This window comes from Streptomyces sp. NPDC054847, assembly GCF_053610925.1.
This window is the reverse complement of record NZ_JBSGZJ010000028.1, coordinates 19,110-33,897: the sequence shown is the minus strand read 5'-3', so window position 1 is coordinate 33,897 and position 14,788 is coordinate 19,110. Positions and strand designations below refer to the sequence as shown.

At 69.8% G+C, this 14,788-nt stretch carries 17 protein-coding genes and 1 pseudogene; 7 read left to right on the top strand and 11 right to left on the bottom strand.

Translation table 11 applies throughout. The features are described 5' to 3' along the window. Positions 1-63 precede the first annotated feature (63 nt). A complete protein-coding gene (locus ACWGH4_RS05865; protein ID WP_453456099.1) occupies positions 64-594 on the bottom strand; it encodes a hypothetical protein in 531 nt (176 codons plus the stop codon). 309 nt (positions 595-903) lie between these two features. Between ACWGH4_RS05865 and ACWGH4_RS05860 the strand changes: the two genes are divergently transcribed. Beyond that, positions 904-1,437 (top strand): hypothetical protein, encoded by a 534-nt coding sequence (locus tag ACWGH4_RS05860; RefSeq protein ID WP_453456096.1) that lies wholly within the window; start codon positions 904-906, stop codon positions 1,435-1,437. A 15-nt stretch (positions 1,438-1,452) separates the two neighbouring features. Here ACWGH4_RS05860 and ACWGH4_RS05855 read toward each other — a convergent pair. Both ACWGH4_RS05855 and ACWGH4_RS05850 read right to left on the bottom strand, forming a co-directional pair. Beyond that, a pseudogene (locus tag ACWGH4_RS05855) lies at positions 1,453-1,785 on the bottom strand (transposase); the annotation flags it as partial. A 164-nt stretch (positions 1,786-1,949) separates the two neighbouring features. Further along, positions 1,950-2,150 carry a hypothetical protein gene (locus ACWGH4_RS05850; RefSeq protein WP_453456094.1) on the bottom strand — a complete coding sequence of 67 codons (201 nt, stop codon included), beginning with the start codon at positions 2,148-2,150 and terminating at the stop codon, positions 1,950-1,952. A gap of 107 nt (positions 2,151-2,257) precedes the next feature. Here ACWGH4_RS05850 and ACWGH4_RS05845 point away from each other — a divergent pair, with 107 nt between their 5' ends. From ACWGH4_RS05845 to ACWGH4_RS05825, 5 genes are all read left to right on the top strand, one after another. Beyond that, positions 2,258-3,163, top strand: coding sequence for an NADP-dependent oxidoreductase (locus ACWGH4_RS05845; protein ID WP_453456091.1), 906 nt, complete (start codon positions 2,258-2,260; stop codon positions 3,161-3,163). 76 nt (positions 3,164-3,239) lie between these two features. Beyond that, the gene (locus ACWGH4_RS05840; protein ID WP_453456088.1) at positions 3,240-4,301 is read left to right on the top strand and encodes an alkene reductase; all 1,062 of its coding nucleotides are present in this window, start codon (positions 3,240-3,242) and stop codon (positions 4,299-4,301) included. 11 nt (positions 4,302-4,312) lie between these two features. Continuing rightward, positions 4,313-4,792 (top strand): MarR family winged helix-turn-helix transcriptional regulator, encoded by a 480-nt coding sequence (locus ACWGH4_RS05835; protein ID WP_453456085.1) that lies wholly within the window; start codon positions 4,313-4,315, stop codon positions 4,790-4,792. A 434-nt stretch (positions 4,793-5,226) separates the two neighbouring features. Then, the gene (locus ACWGH4_RS05830) at positions 5,227-6,135 is read left to right on the top strand and encodes an SDR family oxidoreductase (protein WP_453456082.1); all 909 of its coding nucleotides are present in this window, start codon (positions 5,227-5,229) and stop codon (positions 6,133-6,135) included. Positions 6,136-6,243: 108 nt separating this feature from the next. Then, entirely contained in the window at positions 6,244-6,381 is a 138-nt protein-coding gene (locus ACWGH4_RS05825; RefSeq protein ID WP_453456079.1) for a hypothetical protein, read from the top strand. 128 nt (positions 6,382-6,509) lie between these two features. Here the strand turns inward: ACWGH4_RS05825 and ACWGH4_RS05820 are convergent, their stop codons facing one another. The 6 genes from ACWGH4_RS05820 to ACWGH4_RS05795 form a co-directional block, all read right to left on the bottom strand. After that, positions 6,510-7,292, bottom strand: coding sequence for a GTP pyrophosphokinase (locus tag ACWGH4_RS05820; protein WP_453456076.1), 783 nt, complete (start codon positions 7,290-7,292; stop codon positions 6,510-6,512). 201 nt (positions 7,293-7,493) lie between these two features. Next, positions 7,494-7,775: a hypothetical protein gene (locus tag ACWGH4_RS05815; protein WP_453456073.1), complete on the bottom strand. Its 282-nt coding sequence runs from the start codon at positions 7,773-7,775 to the stop codon at positions 7,494-7,496. Next, entirely contained in the window at positions 7,772-8,017 is a 246-nt protein-coding gene (locus tag ACWGH4_RS05810; protein ID WP_453456070.1) for a rhodanese-like domain-containing protein, read from the bottom strand. The genes ACWGH4_RS05815 and ACWGH4_RS05810 overlap by 4 nt, the downstream gene beginning before the upstream one ends. A gap of 131 nt (positions 8,018-8,148) precedes the next feature. After that, complete coding sequence (locus tag ACWGH4_RS05805; RefSeq protein ID WP_453456067.1) at positions 8,149-10,038, bottom strand: propionyl-CoA synthetase; 1,890 nt, start codon at positions 10,036-10,038, stop codon at positions 8,149-8,151. Between the two features lie 173 nt (positions 10,039-10,211). After that, positions 10,212-10,478, bottom strand: a complete 267-nt coding sequence (locus ACWGH4_RS05800) for an alpha/beta hydrolase (RefSeq protein WP_453456064.1) — start codon at positions 10,476-10,478, stop codon at positions 10,212-10,214. 278 nt (positions 10,479-10,756) lie between these two features. Continuing rightward, positions 10,757-11,770 carry an NADP-dependent oxidoreductase gene (locus tag ACWGH4_RS05795; protein ID WP_453456061.1) on the bottom strand — a complete coding sequence of 338 codons (1,014 nt, stop codon included), beginning with the start codon at positions 11,768-11,770 and terminating at the stop codon, positions 10,757-10,759. Positions 11,771-12,113: 343 nt separating this feature from the next. Here ACWGH4_RS05795 and ACWGH4_RS05790 point away from each other — a divergent pair, with 343 nt between their 5' ends. Next, positions 12,114-12,587 (top strand): winged helix-turn-helix transcriptional regulator, encoded by a 474-nt coding sequence (locus tag ACWGH4_RS05790; protein ID WP_453456105.1) that lies wholly within the window; start codon positions 12,114-12,116, stop codon positions 12,585-12,587. A gap of 222 nt (positions 12,588-12,809) precedes the next feature. Here the strand turns inward: ACWGH4_RS05790 and ACWGH4_RS05785 are convergent, their stop codons facing one another. Together ACWGH4_RS05785 and ACWGH4_RS05780 are read right to left on the bottom strand one after the other, a co-directional pair. Beyond that, positions 12,810-13,379 (bottom strand): maleylpyruvate isomerase N-terminal domain-containing protein, encoded by a 570-nt coding sequence (locus ACWGH4_RS05785; protein WP_453456058.1) that lies wholly within the window; start codon positions 13,377-13,379, stop codon positions 12,810-12,812. 542 nt (positions 13,380-13,921) lie between these two features. Next, positions 13,922-14,605, bottom strand: coding sequence for a hypothetical protein (locus ACWGH4_RS05780; RefSeq protein ID WP_453456056.1), 684 nt, complete (start codon positions 14,603-14,605; stop codon positions 13,922-13,924). Positions 14,606-14,788: the final 183 nt, after the last annotated feature.

Here is a 14,788-nt window from a genome sequence, read left to right as displayed (position 1 = left end):
GTGACAGTACGAGCGGTCCCCCGCCGCGGGGGCGGGGGCCGCTCTCCTGTGCACCGTCCGGAGCTACTTCAGGCCGAACGCCCGGATGATCTCCTGGCTGACGCTCAGGCCGTCGGGGCCCTGGGCGGACGCGCGCAGCGAGACGAACGAGGCGGGGGTGTCCGGGGTGGCGAACTTCGCCGCCCAGCGGCCGTCGGCCGTCTTCGTCAACGGCACCTCCTTCCTGGTCCGGCCGTCGTCGTACGACACGGACAGCGTCGCCGTGTCGCCCTTGAACTGCTCACCGGCGATCCAGTCCCCGGTCTCCGCCCCGAGCCCGACGGTCAGCGCCCGGCCCGCCGCCGCGTTGCCCTGCAGATCCGTGGGGACGTCGAAGAGCAGGTTGAGCAGCTTCAGGTCGTAACGGGCGTAGTCGTCCGCCGCGTTCGGGTGGTGGGTGAACCCGTATTCGGTGCGGACCTTCGTCGAGTACCGCCAGACGTCACCGGGACGGGTCGCCTGGGCGACCACGCGGTAGGGCCTGGTCTCCCGAGGCAGGTTCACGCTGAACGCCCGTCCCGCCGACTGCTTGAGCAGCTTGTCGCCGTCGTACATGGTGCCGACGAGCGCCGGCTGGTAGGCCCCGGCGGCGAGGCCGCGGACGGGCGGCCTGGTTTCCTGTCGGGCATTGCCGGCACGTCGTCAGCACCGAGCAAGCCGAAGTCGACGTCCACGCGGGTGTTGTGCGGTGGCGGATGACCTTCTGCCGGTTCTGCGTGGCGAAGGAAACACCCACCTTCGGGCCCTTGTCGTCCCGGTCGGGGATGAAGGCGCGCACTTTGCGCCTGTCTCTTTGATGTGGTGACAACCGGCAATGTGGAAACTTTGGTTTACGTGGGCGCTTTCGACAACTATGGTTGTCGTATGACGGCCTCTGAGATCACCCCAGAAGAGCAGGCAGAGCTCGACAAGGCCCTGTACGACGCCTTGAACCCCCTGGCCTCGGCCATCCGCTCCCGGGAGACCGGGTTGCCAGCCGACCGTATGTGGGACGCGAGTCCGGTCGACGTGGCGCTGTCCGTCCTGGCCGCGTGGAAGGTGCTGGATGGCGAGGTCAAGCGGCTCACGGAGCGGGCGGCAGCGACCGCCGGCTCCTACGGCGCGAGCTATGAGCAGTTGGGAGCCGTCTGGGGCATCACCCGGCAGGGTGCCCGTAAGAAATGGCCCGATGCCGTCAGCCGCCCAGCACCCGTGACAGCGGGCAAGAGCACGCTTGCGCTGTTCGGAGGGACTGCTGAGCTGGTGCAGTCGCCTTCCGGTGGTTGGGGCTGGACCGGTCGAGGCGCTGATGGGGCATCCGGCACGGCCGCCGATGGGGCGCCGTACGCGACCGCAGAGGAAGCAGCCGCCCACGCGGGTGCGTTCCTCAAAGAACACGCCCTCGGCGATCAGTCCTAGAGCTTCTCACGTGGGTCACCTGCGGGCCCAGATGAGGATGGCGGCGAGGTGGAGTGCGGCCTGGTAGGCGATGGCGAGCTTGTCGGTTCGCATGGCGAGGCCGCGCCATTGCTTGAGCCGGTTGATGCATCGCTCGACCGCGTTGCGCTGCTTGTGCGCCTCGGCGTCGAAGGCGGGTGGTCGGCCTCCGGCGCGGCCTGGCCGCAGGCGATGACCGATCGGGTCGGAGGGCCGGGGGATGACAGCGCGGATTCCGCGTCGGCGCAGGTGACTCCGGATCGCGCGGGATGAGTATGCGCGGTCCGCCCAGACGGCATCGGGTCGGGTCCTCGGCCTTCCGGGTCCGCTGTGGTCGAACATCACCGGCCGGTCGGCCTTCGGGTGGCGGTGGAGCAGCACCTCCCAGTGGTCGCTGTGGTGCGCGGAGCCCTCTCGATCTGGAGTACCGGGCGTCGAAGCCGCCGAACTTCTCCACCGCCGTGGTGAGCGACGCCGGGCCGTTCGCTGGACCATCAGCCCTCAGTCAGCGCCAGCAGCACGGGCGAAGCCCTGCCTTCCAGCTTTTTGGCGACCTCGACCGCGCTGGCTTCCTCGTTCAGGCCCTCCAGCGCGTCCAAGGCCTGCTTGGTCATCGCGGCGGCCTTGGCCCGCGCGGTCTGCTCGCGGACCCGCCGGCGGCGACCTGCGGTGCTGTCTGGGTGGCTCAGGAGCACGCTGCCGAGCGTCCAGCGAGAGCAAATACTTGGCTAGCCACATGTTTGCTGTTACGTTGATTATGTGTCTAGCCACCTAAGTGTGTGGTGACACGAGAGGAGTCGTCATGAAAGCCATCCTGTTCGACCGTTTCGGAGGCCCGGACGTGCTGCACGCGGCCGACATCGAGGTCCCGCAGCCCGGCCCCGGCCAGGTCAGGGTCCGTGTGAAGGCGGCCGGTCTGAACGCGCTGGACGGCAAGATCCGCTCCGGGATGCTGGAGGCCGTGTTCCCCACGCTGCTCCCCTCCGTCCCCGGTCACGAGCTCGCCGGAGTGGTGGACGCTCTGGGTGAGGGCGTGCAGGACGTGAGGGTGGGCGATGAGGTGCTGGGCTGGTCGGACACCGGCTCGTACGCCCAGTACGCGCTGGCCACCACCGTGGCCCCCAAGCCCGCCGGCCTCGACTGGCAGCACGCGGTCGCGCTGCCGGTGGCGGGCGAGACGGCCGAGCGGGTCCTGAACCTGCTCGGCGTCGCCGCCGGGGAGACCGTACTGATGCACGGCGCGGCCGGAGCGGTCGGCACCCTGGCGGTCCAGCTCGCCATGGCCCGAGGAGCGCGTGTGATCGGCACCGCCGGCCCCGCCAATCAGGAATATCTCGCCTCGCTCGGCGCCACCGCGACCCTGTACGGCGAGGGCCTGGTCGACCGGGTCCGGGCACTCGCCCCCGACGGCGTGGACGCGGTGTTCGACCTGGCCGGGAAGGGAGCCCTGGAGGACTCCATCACCCTGCGCGGCGGCACCGAGCGCATTGTCACCATCGCCGACTTCCGCGCGCACCAGCTCGGCATCACCTTCGCCAACGGTCCCCAGGAGCGCTCGGCCGCCCGCCTGGCCGCCCTGGCGCGGGACGCCGCGACCGGCAAGGTCGTCACCACCGTCACCGCCTACCCGCTCGACCAGGCCGCCACGGCCCAGCAGGTCAGCGACGCCGGGCATGTCAGGGGCAAGCTCGTCCTCACCCTCGGCTGATCACGCCCGCCAAAAACCCACCACACCGCCGCTATCCCGATGACCACCTGGCCATCACCGCACCGAAGGACCGCGCATGCTGAATTCCCTGTGGGCACCGACCACCGTCGGTGACATCTCCCTGCCGCACCGCCTGGTCATGGCCCCCATGACCCGCGACCGCTCCACACCTGAAGGCGTACCGACCGAGCTGAACGCCGAGTACTACGCCCAACGGGCTTCGCACGCGCTCATCATCACCGAGGGAACCCAGCCCTCCACCGACGGCCAGGGCTACCTCCTCACCCCCGGCATCCACAACGACGAGCAGATCGCCGGGTGGCGCAAGGTCACCGACGCCGTGCATGCGGCCGACGGCCGGATCGTCATCCAGCTGATGCACACCGGACGCATCTCCCACCCCGACAACACCCCCCACGGGCGCCGGCCGGTCGCCCCTTCGGCGATCCGGCCGAAGGGCACGATGTTCACCGCGTCCGGGCCCCAGGAGATGCCGACACCCCGTGCTCTGTCGACGCAGGAGGTCGCGGCGACAGTCGAGGACTTCCGCCGCGCCGCGGCGGCTGCCGTCGCGGCAGGCGCCGACGGCGTGGAGATCCACGCCGCCAACGGCTACCTGGTGCACCAGTTCCTGTCCGACAACACCAACCAGCGCGCCGACCGCTACGGCGGTTCCCTCGACAACCGCATCCGCTTCGCCGTAGAGGTCGCCGCTGCCGTGGCCGACGAGATCGGCGCGGAGCGCACCGGCCTGCGGATCTCCCCCGGTAACCCCTACAACGACATCGCCGAGTCCGACACCGCCGAGCTGTATCCGGCGCTCGTACGCGCCCTCAGCCCGCTCGGCCTCGCCTACCTCCACATCCTCCACGCGGGCGACGAGGAGCTGCTGGGCACCCTGCGCGCGCTGTGGCCGACCACGCTGATCCTCAACCGGGCCGGCACCGATCTGCCCACCCGCGCCAAGGACATCGACAACGGCACGGCCGACCTTGTTTCCGTCGGTGCCCTCGCGCTCGCCAACCCGGACCTGGTCGAGCGGCTACGCTCTGACGCGCCGCTTAACACCCCCGACCCGGCGACCTTCTACGGCGGCGGAGTTGTCGGCTACACCGACTACCCCACCCACACCATCTGAGGAACCGAAGCATGCCCGCCCCCACACCTCGCGTCCCCACTACAGCCGGCGAGGGGCCGATGAGCTATGCGATCTTCCAGCTCGCTCGCGCTCACCGGGCCCGCGCTGCGGCCATGCTCCGCGAGATGGACCTGCATCCCGGACAGGAACTGCTGTTGATGCACCTCCTGGACCGGGACGGCCAGACCCAGTCCGAGCTTCTCGAAAGCGTCGGCCTGGACCACTCCACCGTCTCCAAATCCCTGCGCCGCATGCAGGACGCCGGCCTGCTCGTCCGCGGGCCGGCCGAACACGACCGGCGCGTCATGGTTGTCCACCTCACCGACAAGGGCCGTGCCATGCGCGAGCCCCTGGCAGCCATGTGGCGGGCCCTGGAGGAAACCTCCGCGCGGAACTTGTCGGCGCAGGAGGCAGAGTCCTTCGTCCGTATCGCCTATGCCGTAGCCGACGCGATCAACAGCCGCGCTCTTCCGCAGGAAGAGTCCGAGTAACCCCCTCGGCTTGCACCCCGGTTCGGCGAATCGTTTCCGGCGTTCCTGCGAAGTGGACAGTGCTGCAGCGCACTCGGCTCACGGAGACCCGTGCTGAACGAAGCCAGACTCCCCGACTGTCGGAAGAAGCCCGGTGAGCCGAGCCGGCGGATGTGGCTCACCTCGAGAACGGGGCTGAGCGGGGCCCCAGCATCAGGGGCAAGCGCGAGCGGTCCCGGTGCAGGCAGGCGGAACTCGTCCGGGGGAGGGGCGACCCCCCCACGGGGTTGTCAAGCCTTGCCCATTCGCCGGCCGGCGTGCAGCGACGCGCGGCGCGGATCCGCCCACCACACGCCCGCCCCTTGAGCGACCCGGGCCGACGGCGCCCACGTCAGCAGGCACCACTGCCCCGGCGTCCCATTCCCGCTCCTGACCTGATGGAAAGTGAGACTTCCATGACCACCCCCCTCCCCGTCCTCGTCGTCGGCGCGACCGGCTCCCTCGGGGGCAAGGTCGTCGACGAACTACTCGAGCGCGGCAAGAACGTCCGTGCCCTGGTCCGGCCGGCCACCGACGCGAGCAGGCTCGAGAACCGGGGTGTCGAGATCGCCCGCGGTGACATGCTCGACCTCGACTCACTCGTCGCCGCCATGAACGGCGCCGATGCCGTCATCACAACCGCTGCCGGCTACACCCGCGGCGGCAAGAACGCGCACGACATCGACACCGTCGGGAACGCCAACCTCGCCGAGGCCGCCCAACACGCCGGCATCCGGCGGTTCGTCCTGACCAGCATCCTCACCAGCGACCAGACGCCCCATGTCCCGCACTTCTGGCACAAGAAGGTCGCCGAGGACAAGCTCGAAGAGCTCGGCGTCCCGTTCGTCGCACTGCGGCCAGGGGCGTTCCTCGACCAGATCGCGACCATGGCGGGTGACCCGATCGACAAGGGCCGCCTGATGTGGATCGGCAAGACCACCGTCCCGCTGACCTTCGTTCACACCGCGGATCTCGCGGCGTACCTGGCGGCCGCTGTCGACGCCGAAGCTGACAATGGTGAGCGCATCGACATCGGCTGGGACCGTCCGGTCAGCATGCGCGAGATGGCCGACCTCATGGGCAACCGGGCCGGAAAGAAGATCAAGGTGTGGGCCGTCCCTTCCGCCATCGCCCGCGCCGCAGGAGCCGTCGTCGGCCGCTTCATGCCCCTGGTCAAGGACATGGCCGCGATGTTCGGCTGGTTCGACAGCGGCCGCTACGTCGCCGACCCCCGCCGCCAGGAGCAGCTGTTCGGCCCCGTCCCCACGGCCGAGGACGCCCTCGGCCGGTACACCGACGAGCTGGGCACGGCGCAGCACCGTTGACCGGCCCGCGTCCAGGTCCCGCCGCCCGGGCGGGGGCCAACCGTGGGAGGACGAACCGGTGGACGAGCGGGTCGACCCAATCGCCAGCCCGGCACCATCCGTGCGGGGGTGACCACCGACGACTTCGTGCCGGCCATCGCCGGCCTCCGGCAGATCGACGCAAGTGGCGACTGGCAGACCCGGAGCCAGCGGCTCTTGGACCTGGTGATGGACGGCCTGCGCGGGGGAGCGCCCCGGCGGCGCTGACGATCCGGTGGTCGGCCTCGCCCCGGACTTTGCCTGGCCCGACGCGAGTTCCACCACGGTCACGTCCGAAGGGCGCCCTGACCCGATCGGGGGCCCCACACGCCGCCGATCGGGGACACGGACCGACTTCAGTCCGCCGGCGGCCTCTCAGCGGTGTTGCCCGCGCGGGCGCTGTTCCACAGCCGCATCAGCAACTCCTCCTCCATGGCCGGTGCGCCGTCCCCGGAGTCTTCGCCCCCGGGGCCGCCGCGTACCTCGGCGTGCAGCTCCTCCATGCGCTGGTCGAGCTGCGCGGCGAGGTGCGCGGCCTCGGTCAGGCTGGCGACGAGGCCGGGCGGCACATGGCCGTCGTACTTGTAGTAGATCTTGTGCTCGAGGCTGGCCCAGAAGTCCATGGCGATCGTCCGGACCTGCACCTCGACGGTCACGGGGACCGGACCTGTGCTGAGGAACACCGGGATCTCGATGAGCGCGTGGAGGCTCTTGTAGCCGTTGGGTTTCGGGGCGGCGATGTAGTCCTTGACCCGGAGCACGCGGACATCCGTCTGCGCGGTGAGCGCCTCCAGGACCCGGTAGGTGTCGGCGATGAAACTGCACGTGATGCGCACGCCGGCGATGTCGTGGATGCCGGCCCGGATCGCCTCGGGCGTGGGCTCGATGCCGAGGCGTGCCACCTTCCGCAGGATGCTCTCCGGGGACTTGACCCGGGAGCCGACGTGCTCGATCGGGTTGTACCGGTGCAGATGCAGGAACTCCCTGCGCAGGATCGACACCTTGGTCAGCACCTCGTCGACCGCGAACTCGAACTCCATCTCGATGCGCTGGAAGTCCTTGCGCAGCCGGCGCGCGAACGCCACATCCTCCGGCGTGGGCGGCTCCCCGCCGGGGGTGTGCGCCGGGTGGTCGGCCACGGGCTGCTCCTTTCCCGGTCGGGAAGCGTGGACCGCGGCGCCGGATGCGGTAGGTGATCGCGGCGGTGCAGTCCCATGCTCGCACCGGCGAAGAGACCCGGCGACCTGCCGAAGCCCGCTGCTTCCGGCTACTCCAGTCCTTCCTGCCCGGCGCCCGGAACGGCTTGGTGAGCACCGACCGCCGGTCCCGGCCCAGCTGCCCTACCAGCAGCTGCCGTACGGACCGAACGGTCCGCGCCTCCCCACGACGTAGGCACTCCCGCCCGGCTCGGGAGCGAGGCGCCGTACCCCGTCCGGGAGTGACATGCCGCCCCTGGTCAGCCGGTCGAGCCGGTCGAAGTGGCGTAGCGGGAGCCGGTCCGCGGCCGTCTCCGTATCCACGCACCCGCAGATCCGCGCCGCCGCCGGCAGCGCGTCCAGCATCGCCCGAGGGCGACGGACGCTGCCGGAGCCGGCCACGAGATCGATGAGGAGGGTGGTCACGCTATCGAGCCGGCCCTGCCGCGCCGCTCGATCACGGGCAGCCCTGCCGCGGCACACGCGTGCATGCCGCCAGTTACGTCGACGACATCGGCCCCGCGTCCCGCGAGGAGAGCAGCGGCTCGGCGGGACCGGTTGCCGGACCGGCAGATCACCACGAGACGGCGTCCCTGTGCGGCATTCGGCAGTTCGGCACCGGCGGCCAGCATGGTCAGCGGCAGGTGGACGGCTTGCGGCGCGAGCACTCGTCCTGGCCCGGGCCACCAAAGGCTCCCCCTCTTCGAGGAGATCCTCACCGCCGCACGCGCAGCGTTGACCGAAACCAGCCGATCCGGGGAGCGGTCCCAGGCTTGCGCTGCAACGCGTCAGCCGGCGTTCATGGGGTGTGGTCCGCACGGCGCAGAACAGGGCGCAGGGCCTCGATGACGCTGGGATCGTCCACGGTGGAGGGGATGGGTTCGTCGTGGCCGTCGGCGATGCCGCGCATCGTCTTGCGCAGGATCTTTCCCGAGCGGGTCTTTGGCAGTGCGGCGACGACCGCGACGTTCTTGAGGGAGGCGACGGCACCGATGCGCTCGCGCACGAGCTGGACGAGTTCGGCCTCGACCTCCGTCGTGTCGCGGCTGATGCCGGCCTTCAGGACGACGAAGCCACGCGGTACCTGACCCTTCAGCGCGTCGGCGACGCCGATGACGGCGCATTCGGCGACGTCGGGGTGGGCGGCAAGGGCCTCCTCCATGCTGCCGGTGGACAGGCGGTGTCCGGCGACGTTGATGACGTCGTCGGTGCGGCCCATGACGAAGACGTAGCCGTCTTCGTCGATGTATCCGCTGTCGCCGGTGAGGTAGTAACCGTCATAGGCGGAGAGGTAGGAGGCGACGTAGCGGTCGTCGTCGCGCCAGAGGGTGGGGAGCGCACCGGGTGGTAGGGGGAGCTTGAGAACGATCGCGCCCTCGGTACCCGCGGGCACCGGCTCGCCCGAGGGGGCGAGGACGCGGACGTCCCAGCCCGGCAGCGGGCGGGTGGGGGAGCCGGGCTTGAGGGGTGCGACTTCGATGCCGACCGGGTTGGCGACGATGGGCCAGCCGGTCTCGGTCTGCCACCAGTGGTCGATCACCGGGACGCCGAGGAGCGTGCTCGCCCAGCGGTAGGTCTCGGGGTCCAGGCGCTCGCCGGCGAGGAAGAGGTAGCGCAGGCCGGCGAGGTCGTATTCGGAGCTGAGGGCGCCCTTCGGGTCTTCCTTGCGGATGGCGCGGAAGGCTGTGGGGGCGGTGAACATGGTCTTTACGCCGTACTCGGCGGCGACGCGCCAGAACTGGCCGGCGTCCGGGGTGCCGACCGGCTTGCCCTCGTACAGGACCGTGGTGGCGCCGACCAGCAGAGGCGCGTAGACGATGTACGAGTGTCCGACGACCCAGCCGACGTCGGAGGCGGTGAACATCGTCTCGCCCGGCCCCACGTCGTAGACGGCCCCCATCGACCAGTGCAGGGCGACCGCGTAACCGCCGCAGTCGCGCACGACTCCCTTGGGTTTTCCGGTCGTTCCGGACGTGTAGAGGATGTACAGCGGATCGTTCGCGGCGGTCGGCACGCAGTCGGCCGGGGGCGCTGCGGCGGCCAGTTCGGCCCAGTCGAGGTCGTCGGGCCCCAACGCGGCCGGGGCCTGCGGACGTTGCAGGACCACACGCTTTTCCGGCTTGTGGCGGGCGAGTTCGATCGCCTGGTCGAGCAGCGGCTTGTACGCGATGACGCGCTTGCCCTCGAGGCCGCAGGATGCGGATACGACCACCTTGGGGGCGGCGTCGTCGATACGGACCGCCAGTTCGTGCGGGGCGAACCCGCCGAAGACAACCGAGTGGACCGCGCCGATACGTGCGCAGGCCAGCATCGCGACCGCGGCCTCGGGAACCATCGGCATGTAGATGACCACCCGGTCGCCGCGCCCGACGCCGAGTCGCGCGAGCGCTCCGGCGAAGGTCGCGACCTCGTCCCTCATCTGCGCGTAGGTATAGGTGCGCCGGGCACCGGACACAGGTGAGTCGTAGACCAGCGCGGGCTGGTCGCCCCGGCCGGCTTCTACGTGCCGGTCGAGCGCGTTGAAGCAGACGTTGAGCCGTCCATCGGGAAACCAGCGGTAGAAAGGCGCGCCCGAGGCGTCCAGGGCGCGTCGCGGAGCGACATCCCAGTCGATGCCCTCTGCCGCCTTCAGCCAGAAACCTTCCGGGTCTTCGGTGCTGGAGCGGAAGACATCCTCGTACATTCCCATCGCGCACTCCTTCGTGGCATCGAGGGACCGGTGGTGTGGCGGTGTACAGAACGGTGTCGGACACGCATACCGCACGCCGGCCGACGTAGTCGAGGATGCCGGAGACACGTGGTCCGGTCACTGGCATCGCGGCGGTGTGGCGCGCGCCCAGCAGGCTCCGCGAGCAGGTTTGCTCAGGTGCCGAGGTGCCTGCGGAGCCACCGACCCATCCGCTGGATCGCCTGGTCCACCTCGGGTACACGCCCCGCGCCCAGGATGAAGGAGTGCTGCCCCTCGGGCATCGGGTGGACCTCGGAGGTGACCTTGAAGTCCGCGAGGCGGCGGCCGAGCTCGGCGCCGTCGTCGGCGAGGGTCTCGTACTCGCCGTAGTGGACGACCGTGGGCGGCAGGCCGGTCAGATCGGCGTGCACGAGGCTGATCTGCGGGTCGGCGAAGTCCACGGCGAAGCCATGTGGGAATTTGTCCCGTGCTCGCAAGGTCCGCTGAGTCGGAACGGGAGATCACCTCATCGGTCCTGCTCAGTAGGACCGGTGAACCTGCCGCACCGGGGGAGACCCGGCGACGACCCGTTGCTGTCCCGGCCGCTGGACTGATCGCTCCCGCCGTCGACACAGGCATCGCCCTGGCGTCCTGCCATGCTCTCCGCGAGCGGCTCGTTGCCGGCCTCGCGGCCTGTGTGGCGACTGCGTCGGGTGGAGCCCATGTGGCCGACCTGATCTCACTCGCTGTCGGGCACCATCGAGACCACGACCTTGCCGGCCTTGGTGCGGCCCTCCTCGACGTACTTCATCGCCTCGAGCGTCTGGTCGAACGGGAAGGTTCTGTCGATGACCGGACGGAGCTTCCCGCTGTCGTAGAGGGCGCTGAGCTTGCGCAGCTGGGAGCCATTGGCCTGCATGAAGAAGAACTGGTAGCGCACGCCCAGAGCCTTGGCCTGCTTGCGGACCTTGCGGCTGAGGGTGTTCATGACCATGCCCAGGAGCGAGGGGGCGCCGAGCTGCTTGGCGAACCCGGCGTCCGGCGGGCCGGCGACACCGATGGCCAGGCCGCCGGGCTTCAGAACTGTGAGCGACTTCTCGAGGTTGGCTCCACCCAGGGAGTCGAGCACCAGGTCGTAGCCGGACAGCACCTTCGAAAAGTCTTCCTTCGTGTAGTCGACGACAATGTCGGCGCCGAGGCTCCTGACCAATTCTTCGGTGTCGGGGTTCGTGGTCGTCGCTACCGTGGCGCCGAGGTGCTTCGCGAGCTGGATGACCGTCGACCCGAGGCCACCGGCACCGGCGTGGATCAGCACCTTCTGACCCGGCTTCACGTGGGCACGGTCGACGAGGATCTGCCAGGCGGCCAGGGCCACCAGCGGCACCGCGGCTGCCTCTTGAAGAGTGAGCGAGGCAGGCTTCGGCGCGACGTCGTCCTTGTCGATCGCGATGAACTCGGCGAAGCCTCCGATCCGCAGGTCGCGCGGACGAGCGTAGACCTCGTCGCCGACTGTGAGGCCGCGTACGGCGGAGCCGACCTGCGTCACGACGCCGGCCACGTCGTGGCCGAGCACGAACGGAGGCTTGTACTTCAAGAGTTGCTTGAACTCCCCGTTGCGGACCATTTTGTCCAGAGGGTTGATGCTGGCGGCGCTCACTCTCACCAGGACGTCGCGGTCCCCGATGGTGGGCTCAGGCACCTGTGCGGCGCGTGCGCCGTCCTTGCCGTACTTCTCGACAACGTATGCCTTCATGTCAGCCGCCCTTATGTGTGAGTTTCTCGGTGGTCTTCTGGGGGTCGATGCGATGGTCGGGCAGTTCTTGGGGCGGCGAGGTGCCGGCGGAGCCACTGGTCCACTTGATGGATGGCCTGGCCGACCTCACGTACACATCCCGTGCCCAAGACGAAGGAGCGCTGTCCTTCTGGCCGCGAGAGGACCTGGGAGGTGACGTTGCAGTCCGCGAGTCCCGCTGCACGTGTCCCGCCGTGTTGAGGTCTGGCTATGACGTTACCCGGCTGAGTATGGAAAAGTAAACTTAGAGTCGGTTAGAATCACCTGCATGGATGCGTGGACCGAAGCTCTTCAGGACGCCGGCATGGACCCCCGTCTCGACCGGGACATGTCGAACTGCTCGATCGCGCGAACCCTTGAGGTCGTGGGCGAGAAGTGGACGATCCTGATCCTTCGCGAGGTCTGGTACGGCTCGTCCCGCTTCGGCGACCTCGAACGCGTCCTTGGCTGTCCTCGCAACCTCCTCGCGACGCGGCTCCGGATGCTCGTGGAGGAAGGGATCCTGGCCACCGAGAGCTACAAAGAGCCCGGCTCGCGGAGTAGGCCGAAGTATGTGATCACGCCGAAGGGTATGGACCTGGTACCGGCCGTCATGGGGCTCCTGCAGTGGGGCGATCGCTATCGCGCCGACCCGGAGGGGCCCGCTGTACTGGCTCGACACCGCGAATGCGGCGCGCAAGTCGACGTCCAGGTGCGCTGCGGACGTGGCCACTCCGTGCAGGCGGAAGATATCGAGAGTGTCCCCGGCCCTGCGTTTCGCATGAAGCCCGCCGACTGACCTGATCGCGGTCGAGTCGGGCGACCGGCGTGATCTTGCGCTGTAGGGCGGTCCACGAGGGCATCTGATCAGCGTTCACACCGTTGTGGCAGGCACGTCCGTCGGCGGCAGTGCTTCGTCGAGCCGGGCAGGCGGCGGTGCTTCAGGCCAAGCGTGTCTGTGATCACGTGCCGCTTGAGTCCTTCGTGCTGTGACCGGGAACATTCGCCGGGATCAGCTTGATCAGTCCGATCGTGCTGCTTCCCACCTCCATGAGGTTTGGCGAGGGAGGCCGTCGAGTTCTCCGCGGCCGGTGCACCAGAGGAGCACCTGGGTGGGGTCTCCGGGCGGGGCGGCGGGGAAGAGCCGGTTGAGTACTGCTGCGCTCAGCGGTGCTGGTGGCAGCCAGTTCACGGACAGTCCCTGCGTGATGTCGTAGGTGTGCAGCAGGGTTTCGGCGACGCCCATCGCCGCGAACCCTTCGGGGTCGCACGGGCCCCAGTGCCAGGCCCTCAGGGTCGGGTTGGCTGTGGCCAGGGCGCTGCTGAGCAGTCCGCCGCAGGCGGTGACGACCTGGAGTACGTCGGCCGGCGAGGCAGTGGGGCGAACGTTCAGGTCGATGGGAAGGTAGGCGTCGGCGGGCTGTGCTGCCAGCTGTCCTGCGTAGGCCAGCAGGTCGTGGCCGATGTGGGCTGCTGTTTGCCAGCAGGTCCATTCGAGCGGCCCCGCCGGCACCGTCCAGTCCTCGGCGGTATGGGGGCCAAGCACCCGCGACATCTCCGCGACGGCGGCGGCGACGTCCTGGTGGTCCATGCAGAGCTCCTCGCTGTTTGTGTTGTGGGTGGGCTGTGCCGGTTGTCGATCCTTCACGCCGCCGGGCATCTGGCACGTCCGCACGCCGCCAGGGTGTCGGCGGTGCCTTTGCGGCGGCGGTTGACCCCCTCAGCTCCGCCGCCGCGACCCTGGCCGCCCGGCTCGCAACTCTGGGGCGCGCCATCGACCTGGTCCGTGACATCGAGGGAGAGGCACCACGGTAGCCCCGGGTCACGTCGGCCAGGGAGGGCGGTTGGGCAGCGCCGTGCGCCAACTCCTGGGGGGCGTCAGGCGGTCGTGCCGATTATCACCGTCGCGTACTGGAAGGCCAGGATCGCGTCCCGCTCTGCGCCGGGAGCGGCTTGCCATCGCGGTGGGTCTTCCGGAGCAACGCGCCCAGGTCGGACACCCCGAGGGCCTGCGCCATGCAAACCGACGTGGTGCCCTCACCGGCAGCGGCTCGGGCAAACCTCAACCAGAGAGCCGGTCGTCCGGATCGCGCCGTACGCTGTCGTCCGCGACAGGCCCGAGGCGGCGCCCGATCAGGGCTTCTCGCCGCGCGCGTACGGGCCGAGGAGTTCTCGGAACGCGGCGTCGCCGGGGGGCTTGAATTCCTTGGTGTCCGCGCCGCGTTCGACGAACGGCGTGCAGGTGGCGGAGGTGCGGCCGGCCATGCGGTGGGTGCCGAGCAGGCGGCCGGTACGGGCCTCCAGGACCCGTACCTCGTACCGGCCCTCGTAGTGGGAGATCACCCGGCCCGCTTCGACGGGCGACTCGTACCGGCACTCCTTGAGGAGCTTGCCCAGTCCCTCGTACCGGGCGCAGGCGACGAGCTGCACCCGCTCGGGCAGCGGCGTGAACGGATCGGCGCGGTCGTAGCCGCCGCGGCCCTCGAACTGGTGCAGCAGACCGTTGACATGGACGACCAGGGGTCGGGGTCCCGACGCCGACACGCGTGCCGCGCGGGGGACCGGACGGCTCCCCTCCTCCTGGCACAGGCCGCCGAACGAGAACAGGTCGAGGCGCGTCTCCGCCGGGGTTTCCGGCACCGGGGCCGTCGGGGTGACCGGCCGCCCGGAGGACCCGGGGGCAACGGAGAAGGCCGGGGTGGGGGCGGATCCACCGGTATCGCCGTCGCCGCCCGAGGGCCGTCCCAGCAGCCCGATCAGGACCGCGACCCCCGCCAAGGCCACCACCCCGGCCCCGTAGCGCGCCCGTCCAGGCACCCCGTCCGCCCCCTTCCGGCGTCACCGCCCGCCGCTCCGCCCTTCTCCGGTGCGCCCCGGGTGGTCGGATGCGGTGGGAACACCCTAGCCGCTCGGCGCGGACCGCAGGCCGGACCCGGCAGACGGCCGGCGGTCAACGGCTCGCTCTGAGGCCAGGGCGTAGCGCGCCGCCCAGTCACATGC